Source organism: Pseudomonas sp. AP19 (genome assembly GCF_001728855.1).
Taxonomy (GTDB): domain Bacteria; phylum Pseudomonadota; class Gammaproteobacteria; order Pseudomonadales; family Pseudomonadaceae; genus Aquipseudomonas; species Aquipseudomonas fluorescens.
This window is the reverse complement of record NZ_LXJP01000004.1, coordinates 1-17928: the sequence shown is the minus strand read 5'-3', so window position 1 is coordinate 17928 and position 17928 is coordinate 1. Positions and strand designations below refer to the sequence as shown.

Annotated in this window: 14 protein-coding genes and 1 pseudogene; 9 read left to right on the top strand and 6 right to left on the bottom strand. The window is 60.3% G+C overall.

What is annotated here, in order from left to right; all coding sequences use genetic code 11:
* Positions 1-15: 15 nt before the first annotated feature.
* Genes A7D21_RS05210 through A7D21_RS05200 form a run of 3 tightly spaced genes read left to right on the top strand, consistent with a single transcriptional unit; the run spans position 16 to position 2719 of the window.
* Positions 16-555, top strand: coding sequence for an ankyrin repeat domain-containing protein (locus A7D21_RS05210; RefSeq protein ID WP_053258111.1), 540 nt, complete (start codon positions 16-18; stop codon positions 553-555).
* A 35-nt stretch (positions 556-590) separates the two neighbouring features.
* Entirely contained in the window at positions 591-1958 is a 1368-nt protein-coding gene (gene radA / locus A7D21_RS05205) for a DNA repair protein RadA (RefSeq protein ID WP_053258110.1), read from the top strand.
* 26 nt (positions 1959-1984) lie between these two features.
* A complete protein-coding gene (locus A7D21_RS05200; protein ID WP_069551257.1) occupies positions 1985-2719 on the top strand; it encodes a hypothetical protein in 735 nt (244 codons plus the stop codon).
* 43 nt (positions 2720-2762) lie between these two features.
* Here the strand turns inward: A7D21_RS05200 and A7D21_RS05195 are convergent, their stop codons facing one another.
* On the bottom strand, positions 2763-3131 hold the full coding sequence (locus A7D21_RS05195; protein WP_069551199.1) for a PilZ domain-containing protein: 369 nt from the start codon (positions 3129-3131) through the stop codon (positions 2763-2765).
* A 174-nt stretch (positions 3132-3305) separates the two neighbouring features.
* Between A7D21_RS05195 and A7D21_RS05190 the strand changes: the two genes are divergently transcribed.
* The 3 genes from A7D21_RS05190 to yjiA all read left to right on the top strand — a co-directional run bounded on the left by A7D21_RS05190 (position 3306) and on the right by yjiA (position 6701).
* On the top strand, positions 3306-5372 hold the full coding sequence (locus A7D21_RS05190) for a carbon starvation CstA family protein (protein WP_069551198.1): 2067 nt from the start codon (positions 3306-3308) through the stop codon (positions 5370-5372).
* 15 nt (positions 5373-5387) lie between these two features.
* Positions 5388-5585: a YbdD/YjiX family protein gene (locus A7D21_RS05185; protein WP_003194308.1), complete on the top strand. Its 198-nt coding sequence runs from the start codon at positions 5388-5390 to the stop codon at positions 5583-5585.
* A 156-nt stretch (positions 5586-5741) separates the two neighbouring features.
* On the top strand, positions 5742-6701 hold the full coding sequence (gene yjiA, locus A7D21_RS05180; RefSeq protein WP_069551197.1) for a GTPase: 960 nt from the start codon (positions 5742-5744) through the stop codon (positions 6699-6701).
* Between the two features lie 194 nt (positions 6702-6895).
* Here the strand turns inward: yjiA and glyA are convergent, their stop codons facing one another.
* Both glyA and A7D21_RS05170 read right to left on the bottom strand, forming a co-directional pair.
* Positions 6896-8149 carry a serine hydroxymethyltransferase gene (gene glyA, locus A7D21_RS05175; protein WP_064454215.1) on the bottom strand — a complete coding sequence of 418 codons (1254 nt, stop codon included), beginning with the start codon at positions 8147-8149 and terminating at the stop codon, positions 6896-6898.
* 240 nt (positions 8150-8389) lie between these two features.
* Positions 8390-12177, bottom strand: a pseudogene (locus tag A7D21_RS05170) (EAL domain-containing protein).
* 283 nt (positions 12178-12460) lie between these two features.
* Between A7D21_RS05170 and ettA the strand changes: the two are divergent.
* A complete protein-coding gene (gene ettA, locus A7D21_RS05165) occupies positions 12461-14125 on the top strand; it encodes an energy-dependent translational throttle protein EttA (RefSeq protein WP_053258104.1) in 1665 nt (554 codons plus the stop codon).
* Positions 14126-14473: 348 nt separating this feature from the next.
* Positions 14474-15811 carry an NADP-specific glutamate dehydrogenase gene (gene gdhA / locus A7D21_RS05160; RefSeq protein WP_069551196.1) on the top strand — a complete coding sequence of 446 codons (1338 nt, stop codon included), beginning with the start codon at positions 14474-14476 and terminating at the stop codon, positions 15809-15811.
* On the opposite strand, the gene A7D21_RS05155 is transcribed toward gdhA, so the two are convergent.
* Together A7D21_RS05155 and A7D21_RS05150 are read right to left on the bottom strand one after the other, a co-directional pair.
* On the bottom strand, positions 15808-16305 hold the full coding sequence (locus tag A7D21_RS05155; RefSeq protein WP_053258102.1) for a GreA/GreB family elongation factor: 498 nt from the start codon (positions 16303-16305) through the stop codon (positions 15808-15810). The genes gdhA and A7D21_RS05155 overlap by 4 nt on opposite strands.
* 70 nt (positions 16306-16375) lie before the next feature.
* Positions 16376-16732 carry a hypothetical protein gene (locus A7D21_RS05150; protein WP_053258101.1) on the bottom strand — a complete coding sequence of 119 codons (357 nt, stop codon included), beginning with the start codon at positions 16730-16732 and terminating at the stop codon, positions 16376-16378.
* Positions 16733-17159: 427 nt separating this feature from the next.
* On the opposite strand from A7D21_RS05150, the gene A7D21_RS05145 reads away from it, so the two are divergent.
* Positions 17160-17450 (top strand): DUF3077 domain-containing protein, encoded by a 291-nt coding sequence (locus A7D21_RS05145; RefSeq protein WP_069551195.1) that lies wholly within the window; start codon positions 17160-17162, stop codon positions 17448-17450.
* A gap of 55 nt (positions 17451-17505) precedes the next feature.
* On the opposite strand, the gene A7D21_RS05140 is transcribed toward A7D21_RS05145, so the two are convergent.
* Positions 17506-17811, bottom strand: a complete 306-nt coding sequence (locus A7D21_RS05140) for a chorismate mutase (RefSeq protein WP_069551194.1) — start codon at positions 17809-17811, stop codon at positions 17506-17508.
* Between the last annotated feature and the right edge of the window lie 117 nt (positions 17812-17928).

Genomic DNA, 17928 nt, shown 5'->3' with positions numbered 1-17928 from the left:
GTTAGGAGAAAACCCGTGCGAATCTCTCTCGGTTTACTGATGGCAATGCTTGCCTTCGTCGTCCATGCCGAGTCCCCGGACCCGGTCGCGCTCAAGGCGCAGTTGCAGGACTACTACTTCGACGCCGCGCGCCGTGGCGATGTCGATATGCTCAACACCTTCATTGAGTCCGGCTACAGCCTCAACACCCAGGACGAAAAGGGCTACACCGCACTGATCCTTGCCGCCTACCACGGCCAGGGCTCTTTCGTGGAGCGCCTGCTCAATGCGGGCGCCGACGCCTGCGTGCAGGACAAACGCGGCAACACCGCGTTGATGGGGGCAATCTTCAAAGGTGAGTTGAAAATCGCCCAGCGCCTGCTGGCCACCGACTGCAACCCCGACCAGCGCAACGGCGCGGGGCAGACCGCCGCCATGTACGCCGGGCTGTTCAAGCGCATTGAGTTGATGGATGAATTAAAAGCCAAAGGCGCCGACCTCAACGCCGAGGACCCGATCGGCAACAGTGCTTCACGATTAGCCAGTGGTGAAATCCGGACCCCGGCGCCGCGCTGAGCTATCATCGCGGTTTTTCGGTTGGAGGTTCTCAAATGGCAAAGGCCAAGCGCATGTACGGCTGCACGGAGTGCGGCGCGACCTTTCCCAAGTGGGCCGGCCAATGCTCCGAGTGTGGCGCGTGGAACACCCTGACTGAAACCATGATCGAAAGCGGCGGCGCCGCAGCCCCCACTGGCCGAGCCGGCTGGACCGGGCAGCAGGCGCAGATCAAGACCTTGGCCGAAGTCAGCGTCGAAGAGATCCCGCGTTTCTCCACGGCGTCCGGTGAGCTGGACCGCGTGCTCGGCGGTGGCCTGGTGGACGGTTCGGTGGTGCTGATCGGGGGCGACCCTGGCATCGGTAAATCGACCATCCTGTTGCAAACCCTGTGCAGCATCGCCAGTCGCATGCCGGCGCTGTATGTCACCGGCGAAGAATCCCAACAGCAAGTGGCCATGCGCGCGCGTCGCCTGGGCCTGCCCCAGGATCAACTGCGGGTGATGACCGAAACCTGCATCGAAAGCATCATCGCCACGGCGCGTATCGAAAAACCCAAGGTCATGGTGATCGACTCGATCCAGACGATTTTCACCGAGCAGTTGCAGTCGGCACCGGGCGGCGTATCCCAGGTGCGTGAAAGCGCGGCGCTGCTGGTGCGGTATGCCAAGCAAAGCGGCACGGCGATCTTCCTGGTCGGCCACGTGACCAAAGAAGGCGCGCTGGCCGGGCCACGAGTGCTTGAGCATATGGTCGACACGGTGCTGTATTTCGAAGGCGAATCCGATGGCCGCTTGCGTTTGCTGCGGGCCGTGAAGAACCGCTTTGGCGCGGTCAATGAGTTGGGCGTGTTTGCCATGACCGACCGGGGGTTGAAAGAAGTCTCCAACCCGTCAGCCATTTTTCTCACCCGCGCCCAGGAAGAAGTGCCGGGAAGTGTGGTGATGGCGACGTGGGAAGGCACTCGCCCGATGTTGGTGGAAGTGCAGGCGCTGGTGGATGACAGCCACTTGGCCAACCCGCGCCGGGTCACCCTCGGCCTGGATCAGAACCGCCTGGCGATGTTGCTCGCTGTGCTCCACCGTCACGGCGGTATTCCCACCCATGACCAGGACGTCTTCCTCAACGTGGTCGGCGGGGTCAAGGTGCTGGAAACCGCCTCCGACCTGGCGTTGATGGCGGCGGTGATGTCCAGCCTGCGCAATCGCCCGCTGCCCCATGACTTGCTGGTATTCGGCGAAGTCGGCCTGTCGGGCGAGGTACGCCCGGTGCCGAGTGGCCAGGAGCGCCTGAAAGAAGCGGCCAAGCACGGTTTCAAACGCGCGATTGTGCCCAAGGGCAATGCGCCGAAGGAATCGCCGCCGGGCTTGCAGGTTATTGCGGTCACGCGCCTGGAGCAGGCGTTGGATGCGCTGTTCGAATAAACGTGGAGCAATCAGGGATGAGCGCAATGCAACAGACCAATCGTTGGGGGGTATGTGCCCTGTTCGTGGCCTTGCTCGGGTTACCGGGCATTGCCTGGGCTGAGTCGGCCCCACTGCCGGCCGGTTACCGCCTGGCCCAGAAGTTGGCGACGGAAGACGGCAGCGTGTTGCAGGTGCTGGAAGACCAGCGCATCAGCGCGCAGTTGCACAAAGACAGCTGGGGCAATGGCCTGGATGAGGACTCGTTTGACGAGCCCGGCGATCTGGTGGAGAACCCGTTGCTCAACGCTCAGGTACGTTTGCTGTCGGCGTCCGGCGCTGTGCTGGCGCACGACGACCTTGGCTACCCCTTGGCCAAGATCAAGAAGGCCCCGCTTAAAGGCCTGCCGGACACGGTGTACTTTTTGAGCATCGACCAGACGGCGCCGATGGGCAGTTACAGCGGCCCGGCGACTCAGCTGCTGCTGCCGGCCAAACAGCAACTCAAACCAATGAGCTATAAGGGTGCGGACGGTAAGGTCGAGCCGCTGACCCTGGCCCAGACCGGCAAAGCCGCCTGGCAGATCGCCACGCCAGCCGCCGGCGGTACGGATGAGTTACTGCAGGTCTCGTCCTTTATGGACGGTGACGGCGACGATGATTTCGCAACCCGCTACACGACCTATCGTTTTATCGATGGGCAATGGCAGGCCGTGTCGCGTCAGAAGGCGGGTTATTGGGACACGGAAAGCGACTTCCCCCCGAGTGCCGCGTTTCCCTGACTGTCGCTTCAGACACCCGTAGCCTCTGCGGTGTAGAGGGTTTTCAAATCTCTAACAATGCGCCCAGCTCACGCTCCAGTTCTTCCTGGTCGCCCACATTCAGCTCAATCAACCGCCGCAGGTGGCTGATCGAGTCCAAGTCAATGTGTTCGCACACAAACCCCAACTGGCTGGGGTCCTCGTGAGTCAGCCGTATCCGCATCTGCACGTCGGTCTCGGCGTCCAGGTGGATATCCACGTCAAAAGGTTCAGTGGCATTGCCAAGCCAGGGCGACGGGCGCTTCACCAACAAGCCCTTCAGCGACAAGTCCACTAGCTGTACCTGCCATTCCTGGCCGTTTTGCCGAAGTGCGGTCTTGGCATCAAAGGCTATCCGGCGAAAACGACGGCGATCAGACGGTTGCTCGGTCATGGTGAAACCCTCTTTTAATATAGGGATTGTAGCCCTGCGCCACTATTGGGCCGGGTTTTCTGCTTTTTTTACGCTGTGAAGGCTCTAGACCAACGTAGGGGGCTGGCCTTTAAGGCCAGTAGCGCTAAACTCGGACTCGCTGTCCTTTCTGTCCACCCTGGCTGGAATATAAAAATGAAAAATAATAATAGCCTGCTACGCCACCTACCCTGGCTGGTGCTGGCAATCGTAGGAGCGTGCGCCCTTGGCGTAGTGGCCTTGCGCCGCGGCGAGGCGATCAACGCCTTGTGGATTGTGGTCGCTGCAGTGGCCATCTATCTGGTTGCGTACCGTTACTACAGCCTGTTCATCGCTAACAAGGTGATGCAGCTTGATCCACTGCGGGCCACCCCGGCAGTGCTCAATAATGATGGTCTGGACTACGTGCCGACCAACAAAAACATCCTTTTCGGTCATCACTTTGCGGCGATTGCCGGTGCAGGCCCGCTGGTCGGCCCGGTACTGGCGGCGCAAATGGGCTACCTGCCAGGCACCCTCTGGCTGATTGCCGGGGTGGTGCTGGCCGGTGCGGTGCAAGACTTCATGGTCCTGTTCCTGTCCACCCGTCGCAACGGCCGTTCCCTGGGGGACATGGTTCGCGAAGAGATGGGCCGCATTCCCGGGACCATCGCGCTGTTCGGCTGCTTCCTGATCATGATCATCATCCTCGCGGTGCTGGCGCTGATCGTGGTCAAGGCCCTGGCCGAGAGCCCTTGGGGCATCTTCACGGTGATGGCGACTATCCCGATCGCGATGTTCATGGGCGTGTACATGCGCTACATCCGCCCGGGGCGCATTGGTGAGATCTCGGTGGTCGGCGTGCTGTTGCTGCTGGGTTCCATCTGGCTGGGCGGGCAGATTGCGGCTGACCCGGTCTGGGCCAAAGCCTTCTCCTTCACGGGTATCCAGATCACCTGGATGCTGGTCTGCTACGGTTTCGTCGCAGCCGTACTGCCGGTGTGGCTGATCCTGGCACCCCGTGACTACCTCTCCACCTTCCTCAAAATCGGCACGATCATCGCCCTGGCAATCGGCATTCTGGTCACCATGCCCGTGCTGAAAATGCCGGCACTCACCCAATTCATCGACGGCACCGGCCCGGTGTGGAAGGGCGGCCTGTTCCCGTTCCTGTTCATCACCATTGCCTGTGGCGCGGTCTCGGGTTTCCACGCGCTGATTTCCTCGGGCACCACGCCCAAGCTGCTGGATAACGAAGTCAACGCCCGTTACATCGGCTACGGCGCGATGCTGATGGAGTCGTTCGTGGCCATCATGGCCATGGTTGCTGCTTCGGTGATCGAGCCTGGCGTGTACTTCGCCATGAACAGCCCGGCTGCGGTGGTCGGCGCTGACGTGGTGAGTGTGGCTCAAACCGTCAGCAGCTGGGGCTTTGCGATTACCCCGGAAGCCTTGACGGCGGTAGCCCATGACATCGGCGAAACCACCATCCTGGCGCGTGCCGGCGGTGCGCCGACGCTCGCGGTGGGTATCGCACAGATCCTGCACAGTGTGCTGCCGGGTGAAAACACCATGGCATTCTGGTACCACTTTGCAATCCTGTTCGAAGCCTTGTTCATCCTGACGGCGGTGGATGCCGGTACACGTGCGGGTCGCTTCATGCTGCAAGACCTGCTCGGTTCCTTCGTGCCATCGCTTAAGCGGACCGACTCCTGGCCGGCCAACCTGATAGCGACCGCCGGGTGCGTGGCGATGTGGGGTTACCTGCTGTACCAAGGCGTAATCGACCCGCTGGGTGGCATCAACACCTTGTGGCCGCTGTTCGGTATCTCCAACCAGATGCTGGCCGGTATTGCGCTGATGCTCGCCACCGTTGTGCTGATCAAAATGAAACGCCAACGCTACATCTGGGTGACCATGTTGCCGGCTGTCTGGCTGCTGATCTGCACCGTGACCGCAGGCTTCATCAAGCTGTTCGACGCTAACCCGGCGATCGGCTTCCTGTCGCTGGCCAAGAAATACAGCGATGCCCTGGCCGGCGGCCAGATCCTCGCGCCGGCCAAGAACATCGACCAGATGCAGCACGTGATCTGGAACGCCTACACCAACGCAACGCTGACGGCGCTGTTCCTGTTCGTGGTATTCAGCATCCTGTTCTATGCGCTCAAAGTCGGCGTCGCCGCCTGGGGCAACAAAGAGCGTACGGATAAAGAAGCCCCATTCCAGGCTGTACCGGACGCGTAATCGAGGATTGCAAGCATGTTCAATGACATCAGTCGCCTCGGTAAATACCTCGGTCAGGCCGCGCGCCTGATGGTCGGCATGCCCGACTACGATACGTACGTCGAGCATATGCAAACCAAGCACCCGGACAAACCGGTGATGGACTACAAGGCGTTCTTCCGGGAACGCCAGGAGGCCCGTTACGGTGGCAAGGGTGGGCCTAAGTGCTGCTAGCCCGGTTCTCGGGTTTGCAGTGATCCTCTGTGGGAGCGGGCTTGCTCGCGAAGGCGGTCTGTCAGTTGATGCTGACTTCGACTGATACACCGCCTTCGCGAGCAAGCCCGCTCCCACATTTGTTTTGTGTTCCTTCAGTTATCAGGAGAACTGTCTTTGTCCTCTCCCATCCCCGTCACCGTCCTCAGCGGCTTCCTCGGCGCCGGTAAGACCACCTTGCTGCGTCACCTGCTCAAGGCCGAGCACGGCCTGAAAATCGCCGTGATCGAAAACGAATTCAGTGACGCCGGTATCGATACCCAGCTGTTGGGCGCCGAACCGGTGCAAGTCATGACCCTGTCCAACGGCTGCGTGTGCTGCACCATCCACACCGACCTGACCAAAGCCCTGTACCTGCTGCTTGAACGCCTGGACAGCGGCGAGATTGCCTTCGACCGGCTGGTGATCGAGTGCACCGGCCTGGCGGACCCTGCGCCTGTGGCCCAGACCTTTTTTATCGATGAAGAATTGCGCGAGCGCTACATCCTCGACGGCATCATCACCCTGGTGGATGCGGCGCACGCCGAGCACCACCTGACCCAGACCATCGCCCAGGCTCAGATCGGTTTTGCCGATCGGCTTTTGGTGAGCAAGCGCGACCTGGTGGATGAGGCGACCTTCGACGCCCTCAGCCAACGGCTGACCCGCATCAACCGCCGAGCGCCGATACGCGTGGTCGACCACGGCGCCATCGACCTGGCTGAATTGCTGGATGTACGCGGCTTTAACCTCAACGCCGGCATGAGCCTGCGCCCGGTCAGCGCCGCACCGTCCATCGACCGCATCTCCAGCCTGGTGCTGCGCACCGACCAGCCGCTGGATATCGACCGCCTCAGCGCGTTCATGAACGAACTGCTGGAAGACCACGGCAAGCAACTGCTGCGCTACAAGGGCGTGCTGAATATTGCCGGGGAAGACCGGCGCATGGTGTTCCAGGGCGTGCTCAAACTCTACGGGTTCGATTGGGATACCGAATGGGCCGAGGGCGAGGCGCGGGAAAGTGTGATCGTGTTTATTGCTGACGAACTGCCGGAAGACAAGATTCGCGAAGGCTTTGCCCGGGTCTATCAACCCTGAATGGGAACCCGGTCACTGTGGGAGCTGGCTTGCCTGCGATGGCGGTGGCTCAGTCACCACTGCATTGACTGACAGCCCGACATCGCAGGCAAGCCAGCTCCCACCTTTGAATGTATTTCGTGTTGAGAGGGCAGGGTTTTCAGGCATAAAAAAGCCCGGCGCTAGCGCCGGGCTTTTTGTTCAAGCAACTGCAATCAAGCGCCGTATACCGGCAGCTTTTTGCAGATGGCCTTGACCTTCTCACGCACCGCGTCAATCACGGCTTCGTTGTTCAAGTCAGCCAGGATGTCGCAGATCCAGCCGGCCAGCTCCTTGCACTCTGCTTCCTTGAAGCCACGTGTGGTCACCGCCGGAGTACCGAAGCGCAGGCCGGAGGTGACGAACGGCGAACGTGGGTCGTTCGGCACGGAGTTTTTGTTCACGGTGATGAAGGCTTTGCCCAGGGCGGCGTCAGCGTCTTTACCGGAAATGTCCTGCTTGATCAGCGACAGCAGGAACAGGTGGTTTTCAGTACCGCCGGAGACCACGTCGTAGCCGCGTTCGATGAACACACCGGCCATGGCCTTGGCGTTTTTCACGACTTGCTGCTGGTAAGTCTTGAACTCAGGCTGCAGGGCTTCTTTGAAGCAGATCGCTTTAGCGGCGATCACGTGCTCCAGCGGGCCACCTTGGGCGCCAGGGAATACGGCAGAGTTCAGCTTCTTCTCGATCTCGGCGTTGGCGCGAGCCAGGATCAGGCCGCCACGTGGACCGCGCAGGGTCTTGTGCGTGGTGGTGGTCACGACGTCAGCGAAAGGCACCGGGTTCGGGTAGACGCCAGCGGCGACCAGACCGGCTACGTGAGCCATGTCGACGAACAGGTAAGCGCCGACCTTGTCAGCGATTTCGCGGAAACGTGGGAAATCCAGGATCTGCGAGTAGGCAGAGAAACCGGCCACGATCATTTTCGGCTTGTGTTCAACCGCCAGGCGCTCGACTTCGTCGTAGTCGATCAGGCCGTTGGCATCGATACCGTATTGAACGGCGTTGTACAGCTTGCCGGAGGAGGAAACGCTGGCGCCGTGGGTCAGGTGACCGCCGTGGGCCAGGCTCATGCCCAGGATGGTGTCGCCGCCTTGCAGCAGGGCCAGGTACACGGCGCTGTTGGCTTGGGAGCCGGCGTGTGGCTGGACGTTGGCGTAATCGGCGCCGAACAGTTCCTTGGCGCGGTCGATGGCCAGTTGCTCAACCACGTCGACGTACTCGCAACCGCCGTAGTAGCGCTTGCCTGGGTAGCCTTCGGCGTACTTGTTGGTCAGAACCGAACCTTGAGCCTCCATGACGGCGGGGCTGGTGTAGTTTTCCGAAGCGATCAGCTCAATGTGCTCTTCCTGGCGCACGGCTTCTTGCTCCATGGCGGCAAAGAGATCGGCGTCGTACTTGGCAATAGTCAAATCACGGCTGAACATGGCGGTCCTCAAGGATCGGGGGCAGAAAAGGAGGGCATTCTAACCCAATGGGTTTTAGATGGCATATGAAAGGACATCATGTCGCGGACAAGTGGGGCTCATCTGGAGATGGGCGGTGCCGTGACCGGCCTCTTCGCGAGCAAGCCCGCGCGCACATTCGAGCGCTTTTCAAAGTTGCAACTCGGTCAAGTGTGGGAGCGGGCTTGCTCGCGAAGAGGCCATCAGCATCACTGCAGGGTTTCAGTCAAACATGAACAGCGCTTCATTGCTGAACTGCGCCTCGAACCGATTCGCCGGCATCGGCCGCCCGAACAAGTAGCCCTGCACCTCATCGCAGCCATGCTCACGCAGGAAATCCAACTGCTCATGGGTTTCCACGCCTTCGGCGATCACCGCCAGGTTCAGGCTGTGGGCCATGGCAATAATGGCTCGGGCGATCTGCGCGTCTTGCTCGCCAGAGGGCAGGCCGTCGACAAAGGTGCGGTCGATCTTCAGCACATCGATGGGGAATTGCTTGAGGTAGTTGAGCGACGAATAGCCGGTGCCGAAGTCGTCGACCGCAATGCTCAGGCCGAGGTTTTTCAGGCTGGCGAGGATCTGCATGGCTTCGTTGACTTCGCGCATCAGGATACTTTCGGTCAGCTCCAGCTCCAGGCACGCCGGTGGCAGGCCGGTGTCCTTGAGAATGGTGGCGATGCGTTCGCCCAGTTGGCCATCCGAGAATTGCCGCGCCGAAATGTTGACCGAGACTTTCGGCCCACATCCACCACCAGCCCGAGCTCTTCCAGCACCGGAATGAAATCCCCAGGCGGCACCAGGCCGCGACGCGGGTGGCGCCAGCGCAGCAGGGCTTCGGCGCCGGTCAAACGTTTGCCATCGCCGCTGAACTGCGGCTGGTAATACAGCACGAATTCGTTCTGTTCCAGGGCGTGGCGCAGGTCGCTTTCCAGCTCCAGGCGCTCCAGGGCACTGGCGTTCATGTCCGCCTGGTAAAACTGGAAGTTGTTCTTGCCGCGTTCCTTGGCGTGATACATCGCGGTATCCGCGTTTTTCATCAGTTGGCTCAGCTCGTTGCCGTCCTGCGGGCTCAAGGCGATGCCAATACTGGCGGTCACAAAGAACTCGCGGCCTTCCAGCACAAACGGCTTCACCAGGCTCGCCAGAATCTGCTCGGCCACCGATATGGCACGGTTCAGCGCCATCTCACGGCTGACTCGCGGTTGCAGGAGCAAGGTGAATTCGTCACCGCCCATGCGCGCCACGGTGTCGTCTTCGGCCACGCAACCCAGCAGGCGGGTGGCCATCTCCTTGAGCATGCGGTCGCCGGCGGCGTGACCCAGGGAGTCGTTGATCGGCTTGAAGCGGTCAAGGTCGAGGAACATCAGCACCACCCAGGACTTCTGCCGCTCAGCCGACTGCAGTGCCGTGTGCAGGCGGTCCTGGAACAAGGTGCGGTTGGGCAGGTGGGTCAAGGCGTCGTAATACGCCAGACGGTGGATGCGCTGTTCGCTGGCCTTGCGCTCGCTGATGTCACTGAAGAAACACACGTAGCTGGCCAGGTCGCCTTCATCGTCGAACACGGCGGTAATGCCCACCCAGGCCGGGTAGTGCTCGCCATTGCGTCGTTTGAGCCAGACTTCGCCTTCCCAGGTGCTGTGCTGGTGCAGTTGCTTGAGCACGTAACGCAGGTGCGCTTCCTGTTGCTCGTCGACGGTAAGCATGTTTGGCAATTGGTCGAGCACGTCCGCCACGGCATAGCCGCTGACCCGGCTGAACGCCTCGTTGGCCTGCACGATATAACCTGCCGGGTCAGTGATCAGAATCGCTGAGGTTGAGTGTTCAAATACCGTAGCGGCCATGCGCAGGTCTTTCTCTGCGCGGCGTTGCTGGCTGATATCGCGGCCCACCCCGAGGATGCCTTCAAACGCGCCGTGGTCGTCCCACACCAGCACCAGGCGCAGCTCGATCGGCACTTTGCGCCCATCGGCGCGCAAGCAGTCGAACAGGAACAACTGAGTCTGCACTTCATCGCGCAGCTTGTTCAACGCGGCCGCGTCGCCCAGCGCGCGGCTGACGTGTTCCACCAGGCTGTAAATGCCGCTCAGTTGCTGGGGGTTGGCAATGATCGACTGCCAGCCGTTCTTGAACACCCAGTCCACGTCATAGCCCAGCACGGCGCTGACCGACGGGCTGACGTAGTTGAGGGCCAGGTGGCTGTCGGTGGAGCAAATCACGTCGCTGATGCTTTCGGCCAGCATGCGGTAGCGTTGCTCGCTGTCGCGCAGGGATTCGCTGGCTTCGATCTGATCGGTAATGTCCTTGGCCACGCCAATGATCCGGGTGACCTGTGCAAATTTGTCACGGGCGAGGGCCTGTTCGCGGATATCGAAGCGCCGCCATTGGTTATTGCGGTGACGAAAGCGCAACTGACAGTGCAGTTGAGTGGTGTAGCCGACTTTGCGTTGCTGCTGGCGCAAGTCGTGGTAGTGCTCGGCGTCTTCCGGGTTCAGCAGGATTTCCCAGAAGTACTCGCCCATTTGCTGCAGTTCGGACTTGTTGTAGCCGAGGGTGTGGCCCAAGTGATGGTTGCTGAACAGCATGCGTTGGCTGATCACATCCTGCACATACAGGTGGTCGGGCACGGTACGCACCACGTCCGACCAGAAGCTTTCGCGCTCCACCAGCGACAGCTCGATTAACTTGCGGCTGGTGATGTCGCTGATGCTGAGAATCACCGCCTTGAAGTCGTCCTGCTGCTCCGGCAGGCGCATTACCAGCCACAGGTATTGGTCATTGCCGGCGAAGTCGTTGAGCTGGATTTCCAACTCCAACTGTTTTTGCTGGGTCAGCACCGCCTCCAGCACCTGGAAGCCAATGGCCGTGGCGTTGCGCGGGCAATCATCAATGAGCCGCTCCCACGCTTGCTCGCAAGAGCTGACGTTCAGCAGGCGCACGGCCACCTGGTTAACCTCGGTGACGCGCAATTCCTTAAGCAGTTGTTGGCGCTCTGCGGCGTTGTTGCGCAGCCAGACCTGCCATTGCTCGCGAGTCTGCAATTTGGATTTGTCGAAAAAAGCCTTCAACCCCGACAGGTCCAGCACACACAGGGCCACGCCGGTGCCTTCGAAAATATCCTGATAACGCCTGCGGCCTTCATGCACCTGACGCTGACGGCGACGCATATTCAGCAGCACAATCACCGGAATCAGCGAAAAGGCCAGGCCCAACAGGCATTTGCCGATAAATGCCGGCAACAGTTGCTCCAGCACGGCGCTGCGGTCGAACAGCCCGCGCAACTGCCAGTCACTTTTACTCAGGGGCGTGACCAACACGCTTTTATTCAACTCATCCGGCGTCAGCGCCGAGCCCCACTGTGCCGGCATGCCGGAGTCGCGGCTGACCACGCGGTGGTTCAAGCGGTTTTCGATGGCCCACATCGGGCGCTGGCCCTGGCCATCCTGGCGGGTGAGGTTGCTCAGATAGCTGGGCGCCAGGCGCAGGGCCCAATACATTTTTGAACCGCCACTGGGCTGCTGCAGCAACAAATAAATGAGGGTGCCGTCGGCATTGTTGCTCAGGTAATAAGGTTGCGAGTGGCTGCGCTGTACCAGTTCTTCAAGCCAGGCGCGGTCCTGGCTGTCTTTGGCGCTGTCACTGATCAGCGCACCGCTGGGGGCGAGCAGGGCGAAACTGCGCAGCTCCGGCAACGAGCGTTGCAAGGTGCGCATCAGCGCTTGCTGTTGTTCGTCGTTACGCGGCGGCTCGACCATCGGTAACAGGTTCAGGGCGATTTTCGCGCTCAGGGCCATGTTCAGGCTGATCTGCTCAGCCAGGTCGGCGCTGTAATCAATGGTGTATTGCTGCTGGTTTTTCTGGTTTTGCTGCAATTGGTCCAGCAGTTGCCAGAACAATAGCGCGAGCAGCATAAGGACAAGCGTCGCCAATGCGCCTTTCAAGGTGCCGTGCAGGGGCGCTCCCGGCGCTATATGAGCGGCGCGCAGAGGAGTGGGCGGCGTGACTTTGGACAAGCTGTGATCCTGCGGTTTGGCTGGATTGGCGCGCGACGTGCACTATAAGCCGGACGCCCGGAGGGCGGCTAGCATGCCTTGAGTTGTGGCAAAGTGCCAGTCCCGCCTGGCTGGACTGCCCAAGCGCATTCAGGTAGCTTTGCCGGTTACGCGGGGGCGTTCCAGCCCCAGACTTCAGGCTTTTTTCGCACGCAGGCATTGATCACCATCAACGGCCCGCGCGGCGCATGGCCTGCACGGGCTTCGCCCGCTTAATTCATCAGTCACTGACGCTAGGTTCACCATGGCTCAATACGTCTTCACCATGCATCGGCTGGGAAAAGTTGTTCCGCCGAAGCGGGAAATCCTGAAAAACATTTCGCTGTCCTTCTTCCCAGGCGCCAAGATCGGCGTGCTCGGCCTCAACGGTTCGGGTAAGTCCACGCTGCTGAAAATCATGGCCGGCGTCGACACCGAGTTCGAAGGCGAAGCACGCCCGATGCCCGAACTGAACATCGGCTACCTGCCGCAAGAGCCTATTCTGGACCCGACCAAGACCGTACGTGAAGTGGTCGAGGAAGCGGTCAGCGTGATCAAGAACGCCCAGGCCCGCCTGGACGAGGTCTACGCCGCCTACGCCGAAGAAGATGCCGACTTCGACAAGCTCGCCGCCGAACAGGCCAAGCTCGAAGCCATCCTGCAGGCCAGCGACGGTCACAACCTGGACCGCCAGCTGGAAGTCGCCGCCGATGCACTGCGCCTGCCGGCGTGGGACGCCAAGGTTGAATTCCTGTCCGGTGGTGAAAAGCGTCGTGTGGCCCTGTGCCGCCTGCTGCTGTCGGCACCCGACATGCTGCTGCTCGACGAACCGACCAACCACCTGGACGCCGATTCCGTCGCCTGGCTTGAACACTTCCTGCATGATTTCCCGGGCACCGTGGTTGCGATCACGCACGACCGGTACTTCCTGGACAACGTCGCCGGCTGGATCCTCGAGCTCGACCGTGGCGCCGGCATCCCTTACGAGGGCAACTACTCCGGTTGGCTGGAAGCCAAGTCCGACCGTCTGGCCGCCGAATCCAAGCAGCAATCGGCCCACGAAAAAGCCATGAAGGAAGAGCTGGAGTGGGTGCGCAAAGGCGCCAAGGCCCGCCAGTCCAAATCCAAGGCACGTCTGCAACGCTTTGAAGAAATGCAGTCGCAGGAATTCCAGAAGCGCAGCGAAACCAACGAGATCTACATCCCGGCCGGTCCGCGCCTGGGTGACAAGGTCATCGAGTTCAAGAACGTTTCCAAAGGTTATGGCGACCGCGTGTTGATCGATAACCTGTCGTTCTCTATGCCAAAAGGCGCGATCGTCGGTGTTATCGGGGGTAACGGTGCGGGTAAATCCACGCTGTTCCGCATGCTGATGGGCAAGGAAACGCCGGATTCGGGCACCATCGAAGTCGGCGAAACCGTGCAGCTGGCGTGTGTGGATCAGAGCCGTGAGGACCTGGATGGCAGCAAGACGGTATTCCAGCAGATCTCCGACGGTTCCGACCAGATCCGCATCGGCAACTATGAAATCCCGTCGCGTACTTACGTCGGCCGTTTCAACTTCAAGGGCGGCGACCAGCAGAAGTTCGTCAAGGACCTGTCCGGTGGTGAGCGCGGTCGCTTGCACCTGGCCCTGACCCTTAAAGAGGGCGGCAACGTGCTGCTGCTCGACGAACCGTCCAACGACCTCGACGTTGAAACCCTGCGTTCCCTGGAAGAAGCCCTGTTGGACTTCCCGGGCGCCGCCATTGTGATCTCTCACGATCGGTGGTTCCTTGACCGCGTCGCGACCCACATCCTGGCGTACGAAGACGACTCCCAAGCGGTGTTCTTCGAAGGTAACTACACCGAGTACGAAGCGGACCGCAAAAAGCGTTTGGGTGAAGCTGCTGCCCAGCCGCACCGTGTACGGCACAAAAAACTGGCCTGAGTCGGGCTGGTTTGAAAAAAGCGGAGCCTTCGGGCTCCGTTTTTTTTGCGCGTTATTCAGGTGGACCGCGTTGAATTCATTCGCGAGCAAGCCCGCTCCCACATTCGACCGCATTCCAAAGTGGGAACCCGATCAAATGTGGGAGCGGGCTTGCTCGCGAAGGCTGTTTAACTGTTGGTGCATGCCGTGAGTTGAAATCCCTTTCATGGTGCAAAAAAGCACAATAATTTATATCCAATGCACCATTTAAATTCACAAAGGCGACATTTTGCGCTTTTCAGGTGCAACATGAATTGCTAAGGTCCGGCTCAATCTCTCTTAAAAACAATCAATTTGCCGAGACTTTTCATGATCGAATCCGTCGAATCCTTCCTCGCTCGCCTGAAGAAACGCGACCCCGACCAGCCGGAATTCCACCAAGCGGTAGAAGAAGTCCTGCGCAGTTTGTGGCCGTTTCTCGACGCCAACCCTCACTACCTGACGTCGGGTATTCTGGAGCGCATCTGCGAACCGGAACGTGCGATTATCTTCCGAGTGTCGTGGGTGGATGATCACGGTAAGGTCCAGGTCAATCGCGGGTTCCGCATCCAGATGAACAGCGCCATCGGCCCCTACAAAGGCGGCCTGCGTTTCCACCCGTCGGTGAACCTGGGCGTGCTCAAGTTCCTGGCTTTCGAACAGACCTTCAAAAACTCCCTGACCTCGTTGCCCATGGGCGGCGGCAAAGGCGGCTCGGACTTCGACCCCAAGGGCAAGAGCGATGCCGAAGTCATGCGCTTCTGCCAGGCGTTCATGAGCGAGTTGTACCGCCACATTGGTGCGGACGTGGACGTGCCGGCCGGTGATATCGGCGTGGGCGCCCGTGAAATCGGCTTTCTGTTTGGCCAGTACAAACGCCTCAGCAACCAATTCACCTCGGTGCTGACCGGCAAAGGCATGACTTACGGCGGCAGCCTGATTCGTCCCGAAGCCACCGGTTTCGGCTGCGTGTACTTCGCCGAAGAAATGCTCAAGCGCAATGCTCAGCGAGTTGAAGGCAAACGCGTGGCCGTGTCCGGCTCGGGTAACGTGGCGCAATACGCGGCACGCAAGGTCATGGACCTGGGCGGCAAGGTGATTTCACTGTCCGACTCCGAAGGCACCCTGTACGCCGAAAGCGGTTTGACCGAGGAGCAATGGTCGGCCCTGCTGACGTTGAAAAACGTGCAGCGCGGGCGCATCAGCGAACTGGCCGAGCGCTTTGGCCTGGAGTTTCGCAAAGGCAAAGCCCCTTGGGAGTTGGCCTGCGACATCGCGCTGCCGTGCGCCACCCAGAACGAACTGGGCGCCGACGCCGCCCGCACGCTGCTGCGCAACGGCTGCATTTGCGTGGCTGAAGGCGCGAATATGCCGACCACGCTTGAGGCTGTGGATATCTTTATCGAGGCGGGCATTCTGTTCGCGCCCGGTAAGGCATCCAATGCCGGCGGCGTGGCCGTGAGTGGCCTGGAAATGTCGCAGAACGCCATGCGCCTGCTGTGGACCGCCCGCGAAGTGGACAGCAAGCTGCACACCATCATGCAGTCGATCCACCACGCCTGCGTGCATTACGGCGAGGAAAACGGCCGGGTCAACTACGTGAAGGGCGCGAACATCGCGGGCTTCGTGAAGGTGGCTGACGCGATGCTGGCGCAAGGTATCGTTTAACGCTCGGGCTCGACCTGCAGCACTTCAATCATTTGATCGCCGACGGGGCGCTTCCACAGCACCTCGTCGCCCACCTGGGCGCCCAGCAATGCGCGGCCTAACGGCGAGCCCCAATTGATCAGGTTAGCGCCGGCATCGGCCTGGTCTTCACCCACCAGTTGAATGCGCTGCTGTTCGTCCTGTTCGTTGGCGAAGGTGACCCAACTGCCGATCTGCACCTTGTCGGTGGAGGTGGCCGGCGCCACCACGTGTGCGCTTTGCACGCGCTGGTTGAAGTAGCGCAAATCCCGTTCAAGATCCGCCTGGCGCTGCTTATCGGCCTGTTCGCCTCTGGCGGATTCGACGCTGTATTCCTGCTGCAATTGCGCGACCTTGGCCTGCAACTGCGCCAACCCTTGCGCGGTCAGGTGATTGGGTTGCTCACTGACCTGGCGCTCCACCGGCTGGTCGGCCTGTGCGGCGGCGTTGTCTTCGTTAACAAAAGCTCGGCTCATGACATGCTCCCTCTATGGAAGTTGGGCCATGGTCGCCGGGCTTTAGTTTCGCTGGATGTCTGAAAGCGACCTATTGCGCGCGATAAGCCCTGCCGGCGTCGCGGTCTTTCTCGTGCTGCCAGGCGCGCTCACGGTCATCCCAGTGGTTGTCCTTGTAGTCGCGCAACTCCTCGTTCTCGCGCATGGCCTTGCACTGGCGAAAGCCATCTTCCCAGCCCTCGGCGTATTCGCGGTCTTTCAGGTAGCGCGGTACGTTTTTGCGAAACTCCCCACTGATCACCCCAGCGGCCTGGCGACCGCTGCTGCAACCGTCATCAAAACCGTCGGCAAAGGCCGGTGGATAACCTTTAGCCAGCAACTCCTGGTGGGTCGATTGGCAGCCCGACAACCCCACTACCGCGCACAGCATTAACGCGTACCGCCACATCGCTTGCTCCCTGGCCGTTTCACGGCTGATAGGGCAAGTCTAGTCAGGGATTTGTCGGGCAGGTGTGAAAGCGAGGTGAGAAAGGTGTTGGGCTAAAGGGCCATCAACGACGATTCTCTTTAAATTGCAGGACGTTTCCTAGAGAATCCCTGGCCTATTGTGCCTTAGGGTTTGAGTGTCTAGCCTCCTCGGGTCGCTGCAAAACAGCGACTGGGTTTAGCGACCCGAGAAACGTAGGTACGACTTCCTCAACTCCTTTGGCTCGCGCTTTTTGCCTGCCTTATCGTGTTATGGCGGCTGTGCGCGGGAGACCTTCGGGTCTACCGGGTTCCTAGGTTACCGGTTCGCTAACCCGCGTACAGCTGCCACCTCTCCATGTTTAGCGACGTGCTGTGGCGGTTCTTACTTATTAACCTAAGGAAAAACCATGTCTAAAGTCGTCCCCGATCCACCCCTGTCCTCAATCACCACCCTCGGCGTTGTCACCTTTGGCGACTACGGCGAAAACGCAAAACCGCTGTTCCGCGTCAATGCCGGCATGCCGATTGATCAAGCGCTGGAACACGCCTCCACCTTGCTTTTTTACTCGAAGAAACTCGCCATGGAAGCCGCCATGGATGTGCGCGGCGAACAATACGCCTGGGCCGCGCATTATCTGTGTGAGATGGGCAAGGCCGTCGTCGATGACCTGACCCAAGCGATGACACCCGCCCCTTAGCAGGCAAATCCTGCTTCTGTGGCGAGCGGGGCAAGCCTGCTCGCCACAAAGGGGGTTATGCCGTCTGGTTATTCGTCAGCGCGGCATGTTCAGCCAATTCCTGCTGGATAAACGCCGCAATCATGGCGCGATACACCTGCTCAGTCACCTCAGGGTTAGCGCCCAACGCCTCGGATAACCCCCGCACCTTGGCGATCACCTGTTCAACCCGTTGCGGCGCCTTGACGTCGTCCGAGTCTTTTTTGAAGCGAGCGGCCTGGCAAACGTAGTGGCCGCGTTCAGCCAGTAGGGCGACGATTTGCTGGTCGAGGCGGTCGATGTTTGCGCGGACTTGTTCAAGGGTGGTGCAGTTAACGGCCATGTTGATGGAGCTCCTGATTGGGCTGGAATGCAGTGCATCTGACTCTACGCGAGCCAAATGTGGGAGCGGGCTTGCTCGCGAATGCAGTGGGTCAATCAATACATCATTGCCTGAACC